Below are 20,669 nucleotides of genomic sequence, written 5' to 3'. Positions count from 1 at the left end.
ATCCCTGCCAAGGGCCGACGGTTTGGGCAAGTCATCAAAACGGGAAAGACATCCTGAACCCGTAATCTTTAAGGAAAACTTACAGCGCAAGGAGCGGATTGTCTCCCGCCAGTTCGAGAAAGCTGACAATTCCTTTCACCATCACGCCTTCCAAAAGGTCTTCCGGAACCAGCCCTGCCATCGTCAGACCGGTTTCGCAGGCCATGACAGTAGCGCCAAAATCGAGCACCGCCGCTCGCAATTCGCCGAACCCTGCAATTCCCCGGGCCTCAAGCAGGCTATCGGCAAGGATGTCTTGAAGTCCTGACCAATCCGGCGTCAGGGCAAGAACACTGCGTCCGCCTGCGAAAATTGTGACGTCACGCCCGAGCGAGAGCGCCCCTGCCGCCACCACCATCGCATAATGGGCGCGTTGCCACGAATCATCTGCCAGCGTCAGAAACAGGGGACGGCTCATGGTTTGACGGTGTCCTCATGATGTGCCGGACAGCGGGGATCGCGTCTGAGCGTAAAACCGGTCATCGTTCCCGACAGCGCGTCCCACATACTCACCCGCGTTTCGTCACGCCCTTCGAGGCCGATGATTTCACGCATGACTTCGACGGCCATCAGACTTCCCATAACGCCTGTGGCGGCGCCCAGCACACCCGACATTCCGCAGTCCGGTGCCGCTGTCTGTTCGGCTTCGGGGAACAGACAGCGATAACAGGGACCGCCCTTCTGAGACCGAAAGACGGCGAGTTGCCCCGAAAATCCTTGTACAGCGCCAGAAACCAGAGAGCGTCCGTGCCGGACGCAGGCATCGGAAACTGCAAGCCGGGTTGGAAAATTATCGGTGCCGTCACAGACGAGATCGTATTGCGGTACAAGAGCGTCCAGCGTCGTCTCCGTTGCGCGAACCGCGTAGGGACTGATTTTGACCAGTGGGTTAAGCGCTTTCAGGCGTCGGGCTGCGGCTTCGACCTTGAGCAGTCCAAGATCGTCTGTCCCATAAAGAACCTGCCGCTGAAGGTTGCTGAGTTCCAGATGGTCATGATCCATAATCCCGATATGTCCAATGCCCGAAGCCGCAAGCTGCTGGAGCAGAGGCGCTCCGAGACCGCCTGCGCCGACGACGAGCACCGAAGCCTGTCGAAGCCGCGCCTGTCCGGTCGCGCCCACCTGTGGCAGCAGGATGTGGCGGGAATACCGTTCCAGTTCCTGGTCGGAAAAATTCATGTCCATGGAACGATGATAATTGCTGACTTTCGCTCTTGAAAGACGTTAGCGTGATAATTGTCCGTCACCGTGGGGTTGCATTAGCGGGACCCGAGGCAGGGAAATGTCATGAGAAAAGGATTTCGCAGAGCCATGCCTCGTGCATGGCAGGGTCTGGGCGTTACGGCTGGTGCCGTTCTGGCGGCCTATGCCGTCTCCCCTTATCTTGCCCTGTGGGATATCGACCGGGCACTGCACGGCAATAATGCGTCGCGTCTAGCGCCGCATGTGGACTGGTCGTCGCTGAGCCATTGCCTGAAGGAACAGTTCACGCCTGCCGTTCCGGCCGATGATGACCTGCCTGGTTTTGGGAGTTCCTTTGCCGGACAGGTCGTGTCCAACGCAATCGACACCCATCTGACGCCTGCGACACTGATGACCACAGCCCACCAGGTCATGCCGCATGATGTATCAACTTCCGGCTGGCTCGGGGTTTGGCATGGCGTGCATGCCCATTTCGTAAGCGCGGGAAAGTTCGAGGCCAGTCTGGATCAGCCGGGACAGACACCGTTCGTCCTGCATATGAAATTCGAGCACTGGGGCTGGAAGATCACACGATTCGAGATGCCTGCTCCGGCGTCCGCAGCCTGAAAACTCAGGCTGCGGGAAGGTCTTCTTCCAGAACGGTGATGTGAATGGCGTAGGAAACTTCACCTTCGTCTTCGTCACGGTGAACCGTTCCGATCACTTCTCCCGACACGGCCAGTTCAACGCTCATGCCCTTGCGGCTGGGCTTGTTGACGGTCAGTTTCGGAGAGCCCAGCAGGCGCTGGAGCGTGGTCTGGAGGCGTGTCACCTCGGATAGGGTCATATCGGCCATTGGTGGCATTCCTGTGCTGCAAGGGAACTGCCCTGTAACCCATCGACACGTACAAAGGAACCCGCCTCCTCTATCCCCGTCAGGGATGCTGTTGTAGAAACCGGGCACTTCACATGTGATTGTGTCCTGTTCGCCATGAATCGTTCAGGGTCCGCAGTCTGCTTCCCCTTCCGCGCAAAGGAGACATGATGCGCCCGGTTTTCCTTCGAATGATCGTTGCCCTGACCTCCACCGCCGCCCTCTCGGGATGTGGATATTTTGATTCCCGGAATGCGCATAAGGCGCAGTACGAAATGATCGGGATGACCAGCTACGATCTTCAGTCCTGCGCGGGTATTCCGGCCAGCACGAAGAAACTGAACGATACGACCGAGCTCTGGCAGTATGACGGAACCATGGCTCTGCCGACCATGCCGGCTGATTCCGGCTTCATTCCCGTCCAGTCTGCAATCAGCATTTACCAGTCCGCTCTGGGTGGCGGTGGGACGACCTGCCGGATGCTGGTGCGGGTAGATCATGACCGGGTTTCGGAAGTCCATTATACCGGCAATGATGATGAATATATCGGTACGGACGGCATCTGTTCCATCATTACACGGGGTTGTGCCCGGCAGCGTGAATCGACGATGCGCCGCGTAAATGCGGGCCCGTTCGGTCCTGTGTCGGCTTTCCATCCGCCGCGCACACCGCCCCAGAGCGCTACGGCCACCTATTCCGATCAGTCCGGAAAATATGTTCCCAAGTTCAGCAAGGACGACACCCAGCCGGTTATCCAGCCGGTCAAGTGAGTTTGAAAAAAGGGCCGGGACAACTCTGTCCCGGCCCTTTTTTTGTTCAGGAGTTTATGAGACGCTTCATTTTCTGAACCGTTGATCCCAGACCGTCGAAAATGGCCTGTCCGATCAGGAAATGGCCGATATTGAGTTCGGCAAGACCTTTCAGGGCGGCAATGGCTTCGACGTTGCCGTAGGTCAGCCCGTGCCCGGCATGGAGTTCCAACCCACAGGCTAAAGCCGTGTGTGCGGCCTTTTGCAGGCGCTCCAGTTCACGAGTGCCTCCCAAAGCATAAGCGCCCGTATGAAGCTCCACGACGGGCGCTCCCAAAGCTGCTGCCGTCTCGATCTGTCGCGTATCGGGATCGATGAACAGGGAGACCCGTATTCCCGCGTCTCTCAGGCGGTCGATTTTGGAACTCAGGGCTTCACGCTGCCCGACCACATCAAGCCCGCCCTCGGTTGTGACTTCCTGCCGTTTTTCCGGAACCAGACAGCAGGCATGCGGACGAAGCTCACAGGCGAGCCGGACCATTTCGTCCGTTGCGGCCATCTCGAAGTTCAGCGGCGCGGACAGCGCTTTCAGACGCGGCATGTCAGCGTCGCGGATATGGCGACGGTCTTCCCGCAGATGCGCCGTTATTCCGTCCGCTCCTGAGACAATCGCCAGTTCCGCTGCGGCGACCGGATCGGGAAACGTGCCGCCTCTGGCATTCCGCAACGTGGCGACGTGATCGATGTTTACACCAAGGCGGATCATGATCTTTTTCCTTCCCGATAAGCGCTCATCCCGTCTGCCAGACGGATGGCAGCCAGAAGACTTGAGACGTCGGCGCGGCATGTCTCCGTCACAGGGCCTGCAATATCGAACGCTGTGCCGTGATCGGGCGATGTGCGGATAATGGGCAGCCCCAGCGTCACATTCACGCCCTCGGCCATATCGAGCGTCTTGAGCGGGATAAGCGCCTGATCGTGGTACATACAGATGGCGACATCATAATTTGGTCGGGCCGTGGCGCTGAACATCGTATCCGGAGGGAATGGCCCCTGACAGTCAATCCCCTTTGAGTGCAGGCGCTCGATTGCAGGGCGGATGATCGTGATTTCCTCTTCGCCCATCAATCCTTGTTCACCGGCATGAGGGTTGAGCCCCGCAATCGCAAGACGCGGAGCTGCAATCCCGAAGTCGCGTTTCAGAGCCGCATTTGCCGTTTCCGCCACGCTCACGATGCGATCGGTCGTCAGCGTTTCCAGAACCTTTCGCAACGAAACATGCACCGTTACCGGCACGACCCTGAGTTGGGGTGAGACGAGCATCATGATCTCCTCTCCTGCCATTCCACAGAGTGCTGCCAGAAACTCCGTATGCCCCGGATACGGAAAGCCTGCCGCCGCCAGAACATGTTTGGCGATCGGGTTGGTCACGACGCCGCCAGCCCGGTCTGCAAGTGCGTATTCAACGGCCAGACGGATGCTGGTGATCGTGGCTGCGGCATTACGCGGATCGGGCTGTCCCGGAATCACGTCGGCTTCACAGAGAACTGGCAGGATGGGCAGGCTGTCGGCGAAAACCGCGCCTGCTTCTTCCGGTGTCTCGATCAGAGTGACGGGTACTGCGGCCTCGACCAGCTGCGGATCGCCCAGCCAGAAGAACACGCTCTCCTCCAAATGCCGCAGCCTGCGCCACGCTTCCGCCGCAAGCTGCGGGCCGATGCCCGCCGGGTCTCCCAGCGTCAGCGCAAGTGGTCTGGAGGGGGGCATCATCAGCCTGCTTCAGCGAGAGCGGCGAGCACCCGAACCCAGGAACGGATCCCTTTGTGGAAGGAGTCCAGCCCGTATTGTTCGTTCGGAGAATGGATCCGGTCGTCGTTCTGGGCAAAGCCGATCATGAGCGCATCCAGCCCCAAGGCATCCCGGACTTCTCCGGCCACGGGGATGGAGCCTCCTGATCCGACCATGGCAGCCGGAACGCCCCACTCATCCGTCAGGGCCTGAAGCGCCGGCGTCAGGAAGCGGCTGTCACGGGAAACCTCGAAGCCCGGAGAGCCACCATGCGCCGTAAAGGTCACATGGGCGTCTGCTGGCAGGGCCGCACGGATATGCGCACGAAAAGCCTCGCGGATGCGGGCCGGGTTCTGTCCCGGAACCAGGCGGAACGAGACTTTTGCCATGGCTTTGGCGGGCAGGACGGTTTTGAAGCCCTCGCCTTCATAGCCACCCGAAATCCCGTTGATTTCACAGCTCGGACGGCACCACGTCTGCTCGATCGCACTGTAATTCTTTTCGCCAGCCGCAACCGACAGACCTGCTTCATCAAGCAGAGAACTGTCGTCTGGAAAGAGCTTGCTCCACTGCGCGCGGGTTGCGGGCGCCGGATCCTGGATGCCGTCATAGAACCCTGCAAGCGTCACGCTGCCATCCGCGTTCCGTAATGTGGCCAGAGCCTGACACAGAACGGCAATCGGGTTGGCCGCTGCATTGCCGTACAGCCCGGAATGAAGGTCATGGCTGGCGCACTGGATGACCACTTCATCAGCCATCATGCCGCGTAGGGATGTCGTGATGCCCGGTGTCGTGCGGTCGGCCATGGACGTATCACAGACGAGCGCAACATCGGCTTTCAGTTCTGCAGCGTTTTCCTTGAGGAAGGGGAACAGGTTGGCGCCACCACACTCCTCCTCGCCTTCCAGCAGAACGCTGACCCGGACTGGCAGTGATCCTGTAACCTGCTTCCATGCCCGGCACGCTTCAAGGAAGGTCATGACCTGTCCCTTGTCGTCGCTAGCGCCACGGGCAACGATCACCTTGCGGCCTGACGGTTCTTCGATCAGGCGAGGCTCAAAGGGAGGTGCCGTCCAGAGCGATTCCGGATCTGTCGGCTGAACATCATAGTGTCCATAGAACAGAACATGCGGGCGATTGTCGTCCTCGGCTGAGCCCTGATCATGCCCGACAACCATCGGATGACCGGGGGCTGCCCAATGAACGTCGCGAACATCCGCCGTCATGCCCAGATTTTCGAGTTCGCGCTGCATCCAGTTGGCAGCTTTGCGGCAATCGGCGGCATGTGTGGGCTGGGTTGAAATACTCGGAATACGCAGGATCTCGAAAAGACGTGATACCGACGCCTCCAGTTGGGTGTCGACAGTCTGGAGAACGGCATCAAGTTTCTCGGAATAGGCAGTCATTGTATTGTCCATAATTCAGGCTGGTTAAGATACACAAAGTCAGGCGGGAGCGTCGTTCGTTTAGGCGTCATCCGTCGTCAGTCGACGCGGTTGCAGCCGGATCGGAGCCGGAGCAAAAGCGATCTGGGTTTCGTGATTTTTCTGTGGGCGCAAGGTCACCGTCGACGGTGTGAGGGGAGTAATACCCGCCGCGACGGAAAGAACGTCCTTCAGGTCTTTGTAAAAACTCGAATGGGTGGCGTCTTCGTCCATTCTGGCCTGCGCCTGTCGGCTTATCGCGTTCCACAGATCGACGTCGGTATACAGGCGTATGACAGCTTTGGCGAACCTCTCCGGGTCACAGAAGCCGCCCGACAGACAGTTTTGGCCATCCTCCCAGCCTAATGTGTGACAGACGGTCTCCGAGAGCACTGCGGGCAATCCGGCTGCTGCGGCATCCAGAACTTCGCGTGGAGCGGCAGCGAGGACACGCGCAGGTTCTACAAGAATACGCCGGGATCTGTAGAGCGTATCCAGATCGACGTCTTCCGGAAAGGCTTCCAGTCGGCGGTATCTTGTGAAGGCTGAAAGGTCGATCTGCTCCGAGCGGTAGCCTGCCAGAAGAACGGTTGCATCAGGTGGAAGGTCACGGTCCAGTTTTGAAAGGACATCATGAATGAAGAAATGCAAACCATCATGTATGGCATCGCCGCTGGTATGGACCGGAAGAGCCAGAAGGATGCCTGAACGTTTTTCAAAGGATCGAGAAGGCGTTGACGGAATTGGAGGATGCCCAATGACGCGCACATTGGTCAGGCCGAGCGCTTCCAGATCTGCTTTTTCGTCCTCGTTTCCGACAGCGATAGCCTGGGCGAGCCAGACCTGATCGGTATCAAGTTCCAGATCGTCCAGAAACAGCTCCCGGTCATTAACAGCACCGACACGCCTGCGCAGATGGGTTTCTCTGGCCGGGCTTGCATGAATATCCGCGACTATTCCAAGCTTGGGCAAAAAGCCGGAATGCTGTTGCAGGATCGGGCCGGCCTGCTGGAGTGTCTGTAATCCGCCAATCCAGACGCCATCGAAACAGTCCGCGCGGTCCCGCAGAAAGCCCGGAAGCTCGGACAGATCACAATCATCCATCAGTTCAATGTCAGGCGGGAAATCCAGAGCTGTTGCCACGCAATCGTGCAGCGTGCCCTCCAGCGGAAAGACCGTGACCCGATATCCAAGCTGGCTCAGTCCGACAATCATGTCCCGATGACGCAGACAGGTCGTTCCCAGCACAGGATGAGGCAATCGCTGGCACAGGAACAATATCGCTGACGTCCCAAACGTGGCGCGTGCACGCATGAGGCTGGTTCCGGGCAATGGCTGTCTGGAGAGCAGCCCTGCAAAACGGCGTTTCAGCCAGGATTCATTGCGCGCTCGCAGATCCGCCGCGATTGCAGGTTCGGAGGGTGATCTGTCGATCACATCCGGATCGTAAAGGATTTTCCCGCCCGCCTGACGCAGGGAGAGGCAGATCGCCAGCAACTCAGCTTCGAGGCCAATGCACCCCAGAGTGAGGCGATTATGCTCCCGCAGCGGGGAGCGGCGACAGAACAGAAGCCCCCCGGTAAAAGCGTCCACCCAACGTCGGAAAGCAATTTCGGGTTCGTTGGCCCGCATTCCGAACCCGAAAGGCGTAAAACTCGCATTTCTCCAGACGACGCTACCGGCTTCCCGAACTTTACTGTCCAGCCCCAGAGACTGGCCGCCTACGGCCCAGACCTGTGGATCTGCGAAGGCTTCAAGCCCGATCTTCAGAGCACCAGGGAACGGTTGGACACCGGCGGAAAGCAGCAGGATGATCTCCCCCCGTGCAAGCTCAAGTCCGAGCCCCATCTGTTCGGCATGAGTCGTGCGATAAGGAGGACGGACGATCTGTACACCGCGAACGAACCTTTCGATCTGGGCAGTCTCATCGGTGGAGCCCGCATCGACCAGAATAACCTGAAGGTTGCGATCATTATTTGCGTGGAGTGCCGCAAGGGTGGAGAGCGTTTCCTGAAACTGGTTTGAAACAGGCAGGATAACCGTCATGTCCGGCGCTGTGAGCGGTTGAAAATCCAGCGGTGCACGAACCAGAGAAGGAATGAGAGTCTGCGCTCGCTGAAGATCAAGCAACTGGTACTGCTCTTCCGAGGCCTCCAGAGCTTCGTCCTGCGTAGGGCTGCCCTGAGACTGAACCCACAGAGCAAAAACGTCGGGGATATGAGGCTGCCGCAGCAGGCGCTGTATTCCGCTCTGTCTCAGAAAGCCTGCGAGATCGACATCCGCCTGAGGCTGACGTTTTTCTGAAATCCCAAACCGGATAAAGTGTTCATAACCATTGCGGAAGCTCCCCTGAGCCACGACTTCGCGGACATCAGGATACTGCTCGGCATAAAAAGCTTCACTGAACCATGGATTGGGGTCGTAGGCTGTCGGGTTTCCATTGGTCAGATAATGATGGAGCGGGCTCTGGTAACGGTTGTTCTTCAGATCTTCGATGACGTCAGGATAACGGTCCAGATACCATTGCGGATCGAAATACCACGAACTGCGTCGACGTCCGGCAGATGAAAATCTGATGAACTGGAAGAAGTCTCCCATGCCGAAATCATAATGCTGCCGTTCGGTCATGCTGGCAGCACGGAAAACCTCGGGATCAAAAAACGCGTGGGATTTGCGGTGTTCCTGATCGCCTATCGCAAGATAATGATCGTAACCATTACAGAAACCCTGGGACTTGAGAACGTGTGGGCTCAGGTCGGGATTGCAGCTGAAATAGTTCTCTTCGGAAAACAGCCAGTGCGGAGAGCGGCTCCGAAAGCCACTTTCGCAATAATGCAGAAAGCCACTGTCAAAAATTCCAAGCCGGATCCCTTCCCTGACGTCAGGATTCTGACGGAGATACCATTCTTCATCGAAGAAGCGATTGGGAGAAAATCCGGCTCTGGCGCCATGCTGTTTCCAGTGACGCTCCAGCCCGTCGTCGCTCAGATCAAGTTCGGAAGCCTCGGCTCCGTCTTTGGCGTCCTGCCGCAGCCGCTGCCCGTAACGCGTCCGATACCACTCAGCGTCGAATGCCGCCCAGAGAGGCGGTCGGTCTCCAGCAAAAGCCGGGGATTCAAGGATATGATCTTTCATTGACGCTGAACCCTCTGGAGCCTTTTGCTGAACGGCCGAGCCGTTATTCCGTCTTTACCGCTGCTGAGCGCGTCGGCTCTGCCAGAGCGCATGAAAATCGATGGGCTGGATGTTTGGGGACGGAAATCCAGCCTCGCGGATTGTATTCAGCAAAGCACTTCGTGCGGGTGGGAACAGAAAACGCGGTGCTTCGACCAGAAGCAGAGGCTCTACTGCCTCCTGCGGAATGCGTCCCGTCAGGCCGAATAGACCCGCATAAGCGAGACTGATTTCGTATAGCACCCGGGGTGTGGACGCATCCTGTGCCGGTGCGCTCTCGAAGCCCTGTGCCCGGATGACCAGATTGACTTCGAATGTCGGCTGATCTCCAAGCTGACGCCCTGTGACATCCACCGTCATGCCAATATGAGGCTGCGAGGGAAGGTCGCGATAGACATCCGGAGTATTCTGGACGTCAATGTTCAAGGCACGGAGATACTGCGACCCTACAATCAGGGATGAGGAGGAAGGCAGGGAATCCGATACATCAAGGCTGGCCGAACTGCCTGTCACGGTATCGGTGTATGTCTGATCCATTGGCTAGCATCCTCATGCGGTCATGACCTTTTTCATTCCGTATTGCACTGAAATGCAATGAAATGTGGTGCCATGCACTCTGTCACGATGTCGCAGTTTTGACCAGCGGGGCGATTTCAATGCATCTTTCGTCCAACAGACCTGTTTCTGGAAAAGCTCCTCAGTTTTCAGGGAAAAGTGGAGTGCTTTATTCCCTCCCCCGTGTAGCCATGGATCTTTTGAGATATGCTGGCAACGATATCGCCCTCCTGCAAACGGTCAGCACGGGCGCATGATGTGTCCCTCTGCGAACATCATGACTGCTGACAGGGAAACATTCTTCCTGCCCGCACGCCTTGTTGCGCTGCAGACAGCACGATAGGACCTTATTCATGCTCAGATTGCTCATTCTTGTTATTCTTCTTGCGGTCCTGATCGTTTTTGCCCTGAGCAATACGGATCTGGAACCTATCTGGCTGGTCTCATTCGGCTGGCATCTTTCGATTGGCACGCTTGTTCTGGGTGTCGGCGTGATTGCGCTCTTGCTCGGGTTCCTGATCGGCCTGATCGGTGACATGCAACAGCGTTCACGCGCGCGTCGGGCCGAGCAGCATGTCCGCACGCTGGAGAGCCAGCTTGTGGAACTTCACCAGCGTCTCGACCGCCTGCAAAACCCGACATCTCCCCTCTCCTCTTCCGTTGCTTCTCCAGAAACAAAGGTCTGACTTCCAGCATGTCGCGCCGCACACGACTGATCGTAGCTCTTGATACTGCTTCGCGTACTCAGGCCCAGCATTGGGCAGACAGTCTGAAAAACGACGTCGACGCCATCAAACTCGGGCTTGAATTTACTTATGCCTGCGGACTGGATGCCGTGAAAACGGTATCCGAGGGGCATCGATTGTTTCTGGATCTGAAACTGCACGATATTCCCCATACGGTTGCATCGGGTCTTGCCGCCCTCGCCCCGCTGAAGCCGACCCTGACGACCATCCATGCCAGTGGTGGCACGGAAATGATTTCCCGCTCCAGAGAAGCTCTTGAAGCGGCCTTTCCCGAACAGGCACAGCGCCCGAAACTGCTGGCGGTTACCGTTCTGACCAGTATGAATGCGGAAGGTCTGCTTGAGACCGGTGTGAATGCAACGCCTCAGGAGCAGGTGCTCAGGCTTGGAAAGCTGGCTGTTCAGGCCGGTGCAGATGGTCTGATCTGCTCTGCACATGAAATAGCCCCTCTGCGCGATGCTCTGGGTGACGATCCCATTCTGGTCGTTCCCGGTATTCGTCCTGCTGGCAGCTCGGCTGACGATCAGAAACGGATCATGACCCCTGTTCAGGCTGCCGAGGCAGGAGCGGACTGGATCGTTGTCGGCAGGCCCATCACGAAAGCCGCCGATCCTGTTCTGGCTGCCAGAGCCATCATGGAAGACCTCGCCAGCGTATGACGGGCGTCAAGATCTGCGGTATTCGGGACGTTCAGACGATGGCGCTCTGTGCGCGCCTGAAAGTGGACTGGGTCGGGTTCGTGTTCTGCGAAACCTCCCCCAGAGTTGTGACGGCCGATCAGGCATCACGGCTGCACGATAGCGCACCATCTACGAAGGAAAACGGCCCCTTTCGTGTTGGCCTTTTTGTCAGAGCAGATGACAGATCGATAGAACAGGTTCTGAAGGCAGTTCCGCTGGATATCCTGCAGATTTACGATACTGCTGACCGCGCGCTCGAAATCCAGTCCAGCTTTGGACGTCCTGTCTGGCGGGCCTGTGGCATCGCCTCACGCGCTGACCTACCGACAGATCCACAAATGTCAGGATATGTTATCGAAGCTCCGAAACAGGCCCGGGACAGCCGTCCGGGAGGGCTTGGTCGAACCTTTGACTGGTCCTTGACGCAAAACTGGACCTCTCCTTCATTCTGGATGCTTGCAGGCGGTCTGACCCCCGAGAATGTCCAGAACGCAATTCGGGAAAGTCAGGCCCCGGCAGTAGACGTTTCCTCAGGAGTTGAAGCCTCCCCGGGCTATAAATCTGCTGAACTGATTGAAAAATTTGTAGCAAATGCCCGAAAGGGGCTTGATCTGACGTCAAACCTTTCGTAAACACCGCCTCGCTCGACAGGAGAGATGGCCGAGCGGCTTAAGGCGCACGCTTGGAAAGCGTGTGTACGTTAATAGCGTACCGTGGGTTCGAATCCCACTCTCTCCGCCAATCACCCTTACAATACAGTTTTAATTAATATCACAAGTGGCGGATTTCTGCGGATATCCTCTCATTGCGTGTTGCATACCGACTCATCAAATTGCACTGTATCCCACATCACGCGTGGTATGGAGTGTGGGAATAGATGGGCCGGTTATCAGCGACCTCTGTAAAGGCCACCAAAGAGCCTGGACGCTATGGAGATGGTGATGGGCTTTATCTCGTCGTGACGCCGTCAGGCAGCAAATCTTGGGTTTGCAGGGTTCAGAAGAACGGCAAGCGACGGGATATCGGCTTAGGCAGCGTCAAGAAGGTGCCTTTGGCCCTCGCTCGGGAGCGCGCTGTTAAAACACGGATGCAGGTCGAGGTCGGAATTGATCCCGTCTCAGAGCGCCGCAAAGAGGCAGGTATTCCGACATTCCGCGAAGCCGTCTCTCTGGTCTTCGCCGAGAACAAGGCGAGTTGGAAAAATCAGAAACACCGTGCCCAGTGGTTGTCCACGCTGGAGCGCTACGCCTTTCCCATCATCGGTGACCTCTCCATTTCGGAGCTCGACGGACATCATGCGCGCGATGTTGTTGCGCCCATCTGGCTTGAGAAGCCCGAAACAGCGCGCCGGGTCCGTCAGCGCATTGGCAGCGTCGTGGATTGGGCTATTGGCAAAGGCTACCGAACCTTACCGTTGCCGCTCGCAGCAATGGACAAATCTCTCCCGCGAATCAAATCCAAGCCAATTCATCATGCGGCACTTCCTTATGCGGAGGTTCCGCAATTTCTGGCTTATCTCAAAGACGGTGATTCGATCGGTCGCTTAGCCCTGTCGGTCCTGATCCTCACGGCGACACGCTCTGGCGAGGTCAGGGGTGCAACGTGGGATGAAATTGACCTCGAGAATGCCCTCTGGACGATCCCGGCTGAGCGTATGAAGGCAGGCCGGGAGCATGTCATTCCCCTCTCCCCACCGGCACTTGCCCTGCTGCGCAAAGCTGCGGCATATCGGGAGGCGCGGAGCCCTCTGGTCTTTCCAGGGCAGCGAGGAGCGAAGCCGCTGTCGGACATGACGCTGACTAAAATCTGTCGAGACGCCAAGATCGAAGCCGTCCCACATGGTTTCCGATCGTCTTTCCGCGACTGGGTGGCAGAAGAAACCACCTTTGATGGCGATATCGCCGAAATGGCCTTGGCTCATGCGATCGGAAACAAGGTCGAAGCTGCTTATCGCCGAGGAAATCTTTTAGAAAAACGGCGGGTTATGATGACATCTTGGGGGGATTACTGCTCCACCCAACAGCCAAGCAGGACACTTTAAATGTCTCATTTGCCTTCACTTGTGGCTAAATCTCTGCCGAAATTTTATGAAGAAAATTCAAACTCCTCCGAGGATCTGGAAAAGGACAAACACGAAATAAACAGATTATTTAGAACTGTAAAAAGGTTAGATTTTTTTAGGTGGGCGGTTGGATTTCCATCTTTGATCATCTCCGCATCTGCATTTTGGGTTTTATTTAAACTTCCGACTGATCCCTCTTACCAGAAGCTCATATTGTTCAATATATTTGCGATAGCATTTGTATTGTTTTGCGTATGTTGTGCGTTACTCAGATTGGTGCAGTCAGGCAATCAATGGTTCTCTAAACTTATTCCTGATCTTAATTTATCCGAAGACGCCAAAAGAATAATACAAGAACTCAGCAATGGGAGTCTGCGGGCGTATTTCGTGACGGCTTCGCCGTTATCCAAGAAAGCCGTATTCCGTGCCCCTGACGGTGAAAAATTGGAAAGCGAGATGTCCAGCCGGGTTTTTAAAAGCCTGTTTTGTCCGCTTCTATTGATGAATAATCCAGACTGCTGGCACTTTGTTCTCTCAGATTGTCGCAATATTTTTTCGGGTATTCGCCGACCGATTTACGTGCAGACTTCACCTTCGCTGAAGTTAGATGAGCCAGCTACATTCGCGGATGAAAGAACGATTGAGTCGGAAGGAGATCGCCTGAAGAGCCATTGGCGGCACTCCATTCCCCCTGAGCTCCGTACAGAGTTCTGTAAAACGTTCATACGCATTGGGAAATGGCGCGACGATGACGCCATTAAGGTGAGAAGTGCACTCAACGCAGTGCTTGAATATGATCAATCCGTTCCGCTGCGGGGCGGTCAGGAGCAGCGGGCATTCCTAGCGAGAGTTGCTATTAATGCCTTGACGACAGCCCAGAAAAGAGAGGGCTTTTCAACCTTATGGCTCTCCAAGGGGGCAGAGGGAAACGGCGATCCCACACAGAGCCTGAGCAAGTTCTTTGGTTACGCCAAAGACCACGATTATGTCAGGTATCGCATTGAGACGTTTAAGGAAATGGGCCTGAAGGATCAATCCTCTATATCTAACTAACCCACTGATAAGTCTGCATTACTCATTACCGAATTGCGTTTCTTGGGTATGGTAAGAGTAGCTTGTGGCGTTTCAAAAACGCATTTGCCTAGAGATTGGAGGCACCCAATCAAACAGGATGGCAATGCATGAACACCAATCAGTCCATTTCACTCCTCCTCACGATCGATGATGTGCTCCGCATGACGGGCTATCGCAGCCGATCGAGCATTTATCGCCTGATGAAGCGCTCCCAAATCCCGCTACCGATTATGGTCGGCGGAGGCCGCGTCCGATGGCGCTCTGGCGAGATCGAGCACTGGCTCAAGAGCCTCCCGACCCAATCCTACCGTTAACGGCCTGAGGCGGCGCCTGCGTCGTTAAGCGCCACACCGCCTCAGACCTCCCGAACATTCTCACCCTTCCATGAATTTGCGTCCTCGAATGCGAAAAGGATCTCGCATGCCCGTGTTCCTGAGTGCTTTTGCACGCCTTCAGTCCTGGCTATTGCCCGCCTCTGATCAGACCCTCTCGGTCAAAGCGCCTGCCCGTATTCTGCGGGGGGTTGGCCCCATCATTGAGAAGCTCATCACTGATGACAAAATCGGTGAGAGCTACCGTTGCGCCACGTCGCACTGGTTTCGCTACGACATGCCCCCTCTGGCCTATTATCTCGGCACCACATCGACCTGCGTCATCTCCGGCCCGTTGCTGAAGCATGGCAAAGCCTACCGCCCAACAGGGGCGATCATTGAGACACCCGGCTTCGATGTTCGCCTCCCGCCAGAAGACGCCCACGACCTGGACCAACAGATCCAGATCGCCATCGAAAACACGATCGTCGATTGGGTCGCGGAGTACCACGAGCGTGAGCCTGCCCCTGAGCCCCTCCATCCGCCAGGCCCAACAGTCGATCTCGACGCGCTCCTTGACGACACGGCGTCCGTGTTTCATCCAGACTCATTAGAGACACGGCCTACACCGGCCAAAACACAGAAGCGGCGCCGTTCGACCTCCTCATCCAAAGGAGGTCAGCATGTCTAAACGACAGCCTGTCTCTCTCCCGATCGATCGACCCGAGACTTTGTCTCGGGCCACAGAAAGAAGAACACACCCCACGCACTGGCCTGCGGCTTGGGGCTGCGCTTTTCAGCGCGTGCGATCCGCCTACACATCCGGCGGTTCTGTTCGACACCTTGGAACGCCTAGATTTTCCGAGAGTGCGGATGGCCTACACGGGCAGGTGCAGCCATGAGCACGGTCCAGCACACTCTGCGCCTGCCAAGGGCGCTCGATCAGGCTCTACGCAAGCACGCGGCAGCTCGCGAGCTGACCCCTTATGCACTCTTACAGCTCTGCGTTCGCAGCGGACTCGCGAGCGCAATCGAAGAGCGCGGCCAAACCCCACTCCTCAACGAGATCGCGCGAGAGCTTGGAGCGCTCAGCGCGCGCCTTGCCCATGTCGAGCGCCTCACAGAGCGCACGCTCTATGTGGCGTGCGCTGCCTATGTCTATGCCCGCGCCGCAACTCCGGCCCGTGTCGATGACACCCAACTCAGTGATGACATCACGGCGGCTTTTCAGCGCCAGCTTTCTCATGCCGGAGACGCCTCATGAGCAATGATCTTGACCAACGCGCTCATGCTCAAGCTTTGCGCGCCCTTCGACGCGCCGAGAGCGGCGCCCGCGCCCGCCAGGGGTTCCTCATCATCTTGTTCGTGGCGCTTGTAAGCGGACTCTTATTCGGGCTCGCCACGACACAACGCGAGACACTGCGTCTGTCAGGAGCGTTTTTGCGTGCAGAAGCCCAACGTCCGGTGATGGCCATAACCGGCAAAGACGTGCCCATGCACGTGAGTATTGAAGGCAAAACCTACGACACCGGCGCGCAAGAAGTTCTGAGCGAGCCTTGGCTCCGGGGGCGCATGATCGGTCTTTTGGAGCGCGTCGCAATCGGCTTGATCTTGGGTGGAGGTGCCGCGATTGCGGGTCTTTGGCTGACCAAAGACAAACGACAGCGTAAAGCCGCTGCTGAGCTGGCGGATCGCTATATCAGCGGAACGCAACTGGTCTCACCCCAAACGCTCGCTAAGGCCACGACCAACCCCGATGACCCTGCGCCACTCTTCATCGGATCAGTGCCGGTCCCGCGCGGCTTTGAAACTCGCCATTTTGAGCTGGATGGCTCGACCGGGTCCGGCAAGACCACGGCTATGCGTCAGATGCTTGATGGCATCGAAGCCCGTGGTGAGCCTGCGATTGTCTATGACATCTCCGGCGCGTTTGTCGCTCAGTATTATAACCCTGTACGGGGTGACATTATTCTCAGCCCCTTTGATGCCCGCGGGGTTTATTGGAACCTCTTCGACGAAATCCAGCATCCGGCGGATGCAGCGCGTCTTGCGCGCTACCTGATTAATGAGACCGGAGATCGGGATCGAGACGTCTGGTTAGAGACGGCGCGCATCCTGGTTGCCAATATCTTGCGCCAGCTTTGGGAAGAACAACGCGGAACACCGACCGCGCTGATCGAGGCACTGCAATATATGACGAGCGAGGAGCTGGGCCACTGGCTGGCTCATACCTCCTCAGCGCGGACCTTTGCTCAGGATGCAGAACGCGCCACAGCCAGCGTGCTCTTCATGCTCGCCAAGGCGGTCAATCTTTTGATGTTCCTGCGGGCTGAGCCGGAACCGGGCGCGGCCAGCTTTTCCTTTGCTGCGTTCTTCGGCGGCCTGGACAAGTACAAAGGCGGAACACGCGCCCCTTGGGTTTTTGTGCCGCGTAAGGAAGATTACTTCGAAGCCGTCAAACCGCTCATGGCACTTTGGCTCGAATGTGCGGCCTCGGCCACTCTCGCCTTGCCGCCCTCGAGCACGCGGCGCTTGTGGTTTGTGCTCGACGAATTCCCGGATCTTCCCCGCGTTGACAATATGACGCGCCTCTTACCCCAAGGCCGACAGTTCGGGGCCGCGGTCATTCTGACCTTTCAGACCATCGGTCAAATGCGTAGCCGCTACGGTGAACAAGATGCCCAAGCCATTTTGGGCAACTGCAACACAAAGCTGTTTCTTCAGCTCTCGGATACGGAAAGCCGAGAGCGCGCCTCTGCTACAATCGGCAAGGTCGAGGTGGAGATCCAAACCGTCTCGGGCGTGATGGACACCAAAACACGGAAACCCCAGATCACTGTAAGTTCTCGACGGGAGGTCAGGCCTGCTGTCATGGAAAGCCAGTTCCGCTTGCCACCTGGGCGCGGCTATCTGCTCCTCCCTGATGGCCTGCCAGTGGCGCGCATCACACTCAGCACAGACCATATTGCGGCCCGTGGCGCTCCAAAAGCCGCGGCTTTTGAAGCGATCGACCCCGCCAAAACATTCTGGGGCAAACAAGACAGACAGAATGCTGTGCGTGAAGACGCCGCCCGTGAGAAAACGCCATCCAAGACGGCGCAAAAACCGACATCAGCCGTTCCACCCAAACCCGCGCGTGATCGGGGGCCAGTCTGATGGTGGCGACCGTTTCCGGGCTGACCAATGCGGCGCAAGCCAGCGCCTATTACGAGGCCGATGATTACTATTCTGAGGATGGCACTGCGCCGTCTGTCTGGTTGGGAAAAGGTGCGGCTGAGCTGGGCCTCTCTGGAGACGTCGATCAGGAGGCGTTTACACGCCTCCTTCATGGACAGATCACAAAAGATCAGCGCCTGGGCACGCAGCGCGATGGAGAATGGAGCCATCGCCCTGGATGGGATCTCACCTTCAGTGCGCCAAAGTCCGTATCGGTCATGGCGGAAGTAGCTGGCGATCGTCGTCTGATTGAAGCCCATGAGGCGGCGGTCCAGCGCACCCTTGCCCTTGCCGAGCAGCACTTGGCGGCGACCCGCATCCGAGAAGATGGGACGGTCAGCCGCGAGGTGACGCAGAACCTTGTGATTGCAAGCTTCCGGCACGGGACCAGCCGCGCGCTCGATCCGCAGCTCCATAGCCACAACGTCATTTTGAACATGACGCAGGACCAGGACGGCCATTGGCGGAGCTTGGAACCACGGGCTCTGTATCAACTCCAAAAGCAGCTGGGTGCGCTTTATCGCCAAGAGTTAGCGCATGAGGTGACACAGCTGGGCTACGAGATCACCAAAGGCAAAGATTCAAGCTTTGAGATTGCCAGTCTCTCTCCTGAGAGCTTGGAGACATTTAGCCAAAGAGCGCAGGCGATCGAGGCACAACTGGCGGAGCGTGGAAAGTCGCGCGCTCAGGCCAGTGCGGCCGAAAAACAGACGATCGCGCTGGATACTCGCCAAGCCAAAGAGGCCGTGCCCCAGGCTGAACTGGTTCAGGCTTGGAGAGAGGCCGCAGATTCAGCCGGACTGACAGAAGAAAAGCGCCGTCAGCTTGTGGCAGAGGCTCAGGGGCGCCTGGCGGCGCAAGCCGATCAAGAGAGCCCCAACCTGTTTGGCCGGGAGCTGTTAGCGGATCAGGCAGTTGCTCAAGGGGCGGCGATGCTGGGCGAGCGGAATTCTGTCTTTGCCACGACTGCGCTGCATGAGGCGGCAGGACGTTTTGCGCTTGGCTCGGTCAGTCAGGCCGAGATTGCTGAGGCGATCACGCGGGCTGAGACGGCTGGCGGGCTAGAGAGACGGACCTATCTTGATTATCGGGGCGCGGCTTTTGAGGGCATGACGACGGCGGCCAATATCGCAAACGAGATGACGCTCTTGCGGCTTGAAGAGAACGGACGGCAGAAAGCCGCGCCCATCCTCTCCCCCCTTGAGGCTGGCAAAGCCGTGGCTGAAGCCGAGCAACGCTCAGCCCTCAAAGGGCACGCCTGGAATGAAGAGCAGCGGGCTGCGACCGCGCAGATCCTCACGAGCAGCAATCAGATCGTTGGCCTCCAAGGCTATGCAGGCACGGCCAAGACATCGACGGTCTTGGCAACGGTGGCCAAGAGTGCGGAAGCGCAAGGCTATCGCGTCACAGCCCTGGCCCCGACCGCCTCAGCCGCGCAGGTGTTGGGGGATGCGCTCGACAGTCGGGCCGACACGTTGGCGCGGCATCTTCTGGCCCCCGGTCGACCGACCTCCCAGCCTCAGCTCTGGATTGTCGATGAGGCGTCGCTTGTGTCTGCCAAAGACATGGCGAAGCTCTTGAACACCGCCCAGAGCCATCGGGCGCGGGTGCTCTTGGTGGGCGATATCAAACAGCTTGGCTCCATTGAAGCCGGAGCCGCTTTTGAACAGCTCCAAGAGGCAGGCATGGAAACGACCACGCTGACGACGATCTTGCGCCAGACCAATGTGCACACAAAAGCGGCCGTCGAGGCCAGCTTGGAGGGGAACGCCAAGAAAGCATTGGAAGCCTTGGATCGCGGCGGTGGGCGTGTGGTGGAGATTGCTGATCGCGAAGCCCGGTTTGCGCAGATTGCCGAGGACTATGCGGCGCTTAGCACCGAGGAACGGCAGAAAACGCTGGTGATTGAACCTTCGCGAGAAGGGCGTGACAGCCTGACCCAGGACATTCGAAAAAAACTGATAGAGCGCGATCAGCTCGGCGCAGAGGTGCTCAACGCGACGAAGTTCGTTTCCAAGGACCTCACCAAAGCGGAGGCCACGCGGGCGGAGAGTTATGAACTCGGTGATATCGTGCGCTTTGCCAAGGATTACACGGATAAGGGCATCTCTCGGCATGGAGCCTATCGAGTCATCCAGGCGGATGAGGCGAGAAATGTGATCACGCTTCAAGACGGGCGCGGGCGAGAGCTTACGTGGCATCCCAGGCAATGGGGAGCGGCGCAGGCCCAGGTCTATCGTGAGGAAGCGCTAGAGCTTCGCGTGGGCGATCGGGTGCAGTTTACGCGGAACGACAAAGCGGCAAAGCGCATGAATGGGCAGCTTGGGGAGGTGATCGCAATCGACGCAGACCGAGGGCTTGCCCGCGTCAAACTCCAAGGCAACCGGATTGAGACGATCAGCTTGGAGCGCACACGAGACCGGCATCTGTCTCATGCTTATGTGTGCACAACTTTTGCGGCCCAAGGACGAACGGCGGATCGGGTGCTTGCCAATGCGGAGAGCTCGGCCACGCATCTTTTGGAGCAGAAGAGCTTCTATGTGGCCCTCTCACGCGCCAAGGCAGAGAGCGTGCTCTACACGGATAACCGATTTGAAATGCAAGTTGGGCTTCAGGAACGTGTCGGGATCGCTGCACATGCCGTCAATCAGCACAAATCTGCCTCGCTGATCGAGAGGCTCGGCCAGCGAGGGAGGGTGCAAGACTTTAGTCTTATTATATAAACGAAGTTATTGAGCCTGCTGCAATCTTATGCAATATTCCAGATCACCCTATACCATATTGGAATACATTAA

20 protein-coding genes and 1 tRNA gene are annotated in these 20,669 nt (G+C 57.5%); 13 read left to right on the top strand and 8 right to left on the bottom strand.

The window, feature by feature from the left end; genetic code table 11:
* Positions 1–79: 79 nt before the first annotated feature.
* Entirely contained in the window at positions 80–457 is a 378-nt protein-coding gene (locus JK208_RS03375; protein WP_211574368.1) for a DsrE family protein, read from the bottom strand.
* On the bottom strand, positions 454–1,224 hold the full coding sequence (locus JK208_RS03370; protein ID WP_211574367.1) for a HesA/MoeB/ThiF family protein: 771 nt from the start codon (positions 1,222–1,224) through the stop codon (positions 454–456). Before JK208_RS03370 ends, JK208_RS03375 begins: the two co-directional genes overlap by 4 nt.
* Before the next feature lie 126 nt (positions 1,225–1,350).
* Here JK208_RS03370 and JK208_RS03365 point away from each other — a divergent pair, with 126 nt between their 5' ends.
* Positions 1,351–1,848 carry a DUF2939 domain-containing protein gene (locus JK208_RS03365; protein WP_249201922.1) on the top strand — a complete coding sequence of 166 codons (498 nt, stop codon included), beginning with the start codon at positions 1,351–1,353 and terminating at the stop codon, positions 1,846–1,848.
* Positions 1,849–1,852: 4 nt separating this feature from the next.
* Here the strand turns inward: JK208_RS03365 and JK208_RS03360 are convergent, their stop codons facing one another.
* On the bottom strand, positions 1,853–2,077 hold the full coding sequence (locus JK208_RS03360) for a DUF3126 family protein (protein ID WP_062107861.1): 225 nt from the start codon (positions 2,075–2,077) through the stop codon (positions 1,853–1,855).
* A 188-nt stretch (positions 2,078–2,265) separates the two neighbouring features.
* Here JK208_RS03360 and JK208_RS03355 point away from each other — a divergent pair, with 188 nt between their 5' ends.
* A complete protein-coding gene (locus JK208_RS03355; RefSeq protein ID WP_211562951.1) occupies positions 2,266–2,865 on the top strand; it encodes a hypothetical protein in 600 nt (199 codons plus the stop codon).
* 46 nt (positions 2,866–2,911) lie between these two features.
* Here JK208_RS03355 and JK208_RS03350 read toward each other — a convergent pair whose 3' ends face one another.
* Genes JK208_RS03350 through JK208_RS03330 form a run of 5 tightly spaced genes read right to left on the bottom strand, consistent with a single transcriptional unit; the run spans position 2,912 to position 9,767 of the window.
* On the bottom strand, positions 2,912–3,610 hold the full coding sequence (locus tag JK208_RS03350) for a pyridoxine 5'-phosphate synthase (protein WP_211574365.1): 699 nt from the start codon (positions 3,608–3,610) through the stop codon (positions 2,912–2,914).
* Complete coding sequence (pdxA, locus tag JK208_RS03345) at positions 3,607–4,614, bottom strand: 4-hydroxythreonine-4-phosphate dehydrogenase PdxA (protein WP_211574364.1); 1,008 nt, start codon at positions 4,612–4,614, stop codon at positions 3,607–3,609. Before pdxA ends, JK208_RS03350 begins: the two co-directional genes overlap by 4 nt.
* Positions 4,614–6,038: a M20/M25/M40 family metallo-hydrolase gene (locus tag JK208_RS03340; RefSeq protein ID WP_249201921.1), complete on the bottom strand. Its 1,425-nt coding sequence runs from the start codon at positions 6,036–6,038 to the stop codon at positions 4,614–4,616. Before JK208_RS03340 ends, pdxA begins: the two co-directional genes overlap by 1 nt.
* Before the next feature lie 60 nt (positions 6,039–6,098).
* Positions 6,099–9,191: a glycosyltransferase gene (locus tag JK208_RS03335; RefSeq protein WP_211574362.1), complete on the bottom strand. Its 3,093-nt coding sequence runs from the start codon at positions 9,189–9,191 to the stop codon at positions 6,099–6,101.
* A 54-nt stretch (positions 9,192–9,245) separates the two neighbouring features.
* Positions 9,246–9,767 carry a protein-export chaperone SecB gene (locus JK208_RS03330; RefSeq protein ID WP_211574361.1) on the bottom strand — a complete coding sequence of 174 codons (522 nt, stop codon included), beginning with the start codon at positions 9,765–9,767 and terminating at the stop codon, positions 9,246–9,248.
* A gap of 371 nt (positions 9,768–10,138) precedes the next feature.
* Between JK208_RS03330 and JK208_RS03325 the strand changes: the two genes are divergently transcribed.
* From JK208_RS03325 to mobF, 11 genes are all read left to right on the top strand, one after another.
* Positions 10,139–10,471, top strand: coding sequence for a lipopolysaccharide assembly protein LapA domain-containing protein (locus JK208_RS03325; protein ID WP_211574360.1), 333 nt, complete (start codon positions 10,139–10,141; stop codon positions 10,469–10,471).
* 8 nt (positions 10,472–10,479) lie between these two features.
* On the top strand, positions 10,480–11,190 hold the full coding sequence (gene pyrF / locus JK208_RS03320; RefSeq protein ID WP_211574359.1) for an orotidine-5'-phosphate decarboxylase: 711 nt from the start codon (positions 10,480–10,482) through the stop codon (positions 11,188–11,190).
* Complete coding sequence (locus tag JK208_RS03315; RefSeq protein WP_211574358.1) at positions 11,187–11,843, top strand: phosphoribosylanthranilate isomerase; 657 nt, start codon at positions 11,187–11,189, stop codon at positions 11,841–11,843. The genes pyrF and JK208_RS03315 overlap by 4 nt, the downstream gene beginning before the upstream one ends.
* A gap of 18 nt (positions 11,844–11,861) precedes the next feature.
* Positions 11,862–11,952: transfer RNA gene (locus tag JK208_RS03310), tRNA-Ser, on the top strand.
* 136 nt (positions 11,953–12,088) lie between these two features.
* Positions 12,089–13,252: a site-specific integrase gene (locus JK208_RS03305; RefSeq protein ID WP_211574357.1), complete on the top strand. Its 1,164-nt coding sequence runs from the start codon at positions 12,089–12,091 to the stop codon at positions 13,250–13,252.
* Positions 13,253–14,326 (top strand): hypothetical protein, encoded by a 1,074-nt coding sequence (locus JK208_RS03300; protein WP_211574356.1) that lies wholly within the window; start codon positions 13,253–13,255, stop codon positions 14,324–14,326.
* A 128-nt stretch (positions 14,327–14,454) separates the two neighbouring features.
* Positions 14,455–14,661 (top strand): AlpA family transcriptional regulator, encoded by a 207-nt coding sequence (locus tag JK208_RS03295; protein ID WP_211574355.1) that lies wholly within the window; start codon positions 14,455–14,457, stop codon positions 14,659–14,661.
* Between the two features lie 106 nt (positions 14,662–14,767).
* The gene (locus JK208_RS03290; protein WP_211574354.1) at positions 14,768–15,349 is read left to right on the top strand and encodes a hypothetical protein; all 582 of its coding nucleotides are present in this window, start codon (positions 14,768–14,770) and stop codon (positions 15,347–15,349) included.
* A 207-nt stretch (positions 15,350–15,556) separates the two neighbouring features.
* Positions 15,557–15,922: a hypothetical protein gene (locus JK208_RS03285; protein ID WP_249201920.1), complete on the top strand. Its 366-nt coding sequence runs from the start codon at positions 15,557–15,559 to the stop codon at positions 15,920–15,922.
* Positions 15,919–17,814 carry a type IV secretion system DNA-binding domain-containing protein gene (locus JK208_RS03280; RefSeq protein WP_249201919.1) on the top strand — a complete coding sequence of 632 codons (1,896 nt, stop codon included), beginning with the start codon at positions 15,919–15,921 and terminating at the stop codon, positions 17,812–17,814. The genes JK208_RS03285 and JK208_RS03280 overlap by 4 nt, the downstream gene beginning before the upstream one ends.
* Complete coding sequence (gene mobF / locus JK208_RS03275) at positions 17,814–20,597, top strand: MobF family relaxase (protein ID WP_249201918.1); 2,784 nt, start codon at positions 17,814–17,816, stop codon at positions 20,595–20,597. The genes JK208_RS03280 and mobF overlap by 1 nt, the downstream gene beginning before the upstream one ends.
* The last annotated feature ends 72 nt before the right edge of the window (positions 20,598–20,669 follow it).

This window comes from Gluconobacter sp. Dm-74 (genome assembly GCF_018256135.1).
Lineage (GTDB): Bacteria > Pseudomonadota > Alphaproteobacteria > Acetobacterales > Acetobacteraceae > Gluconobacter > Gluconobacter cadivus.
The sequence above is the reverse complement of the archived record's forward strand: the minus strand, read 5'-3'. Positions and strand labels throughout refer to the sequence as shown.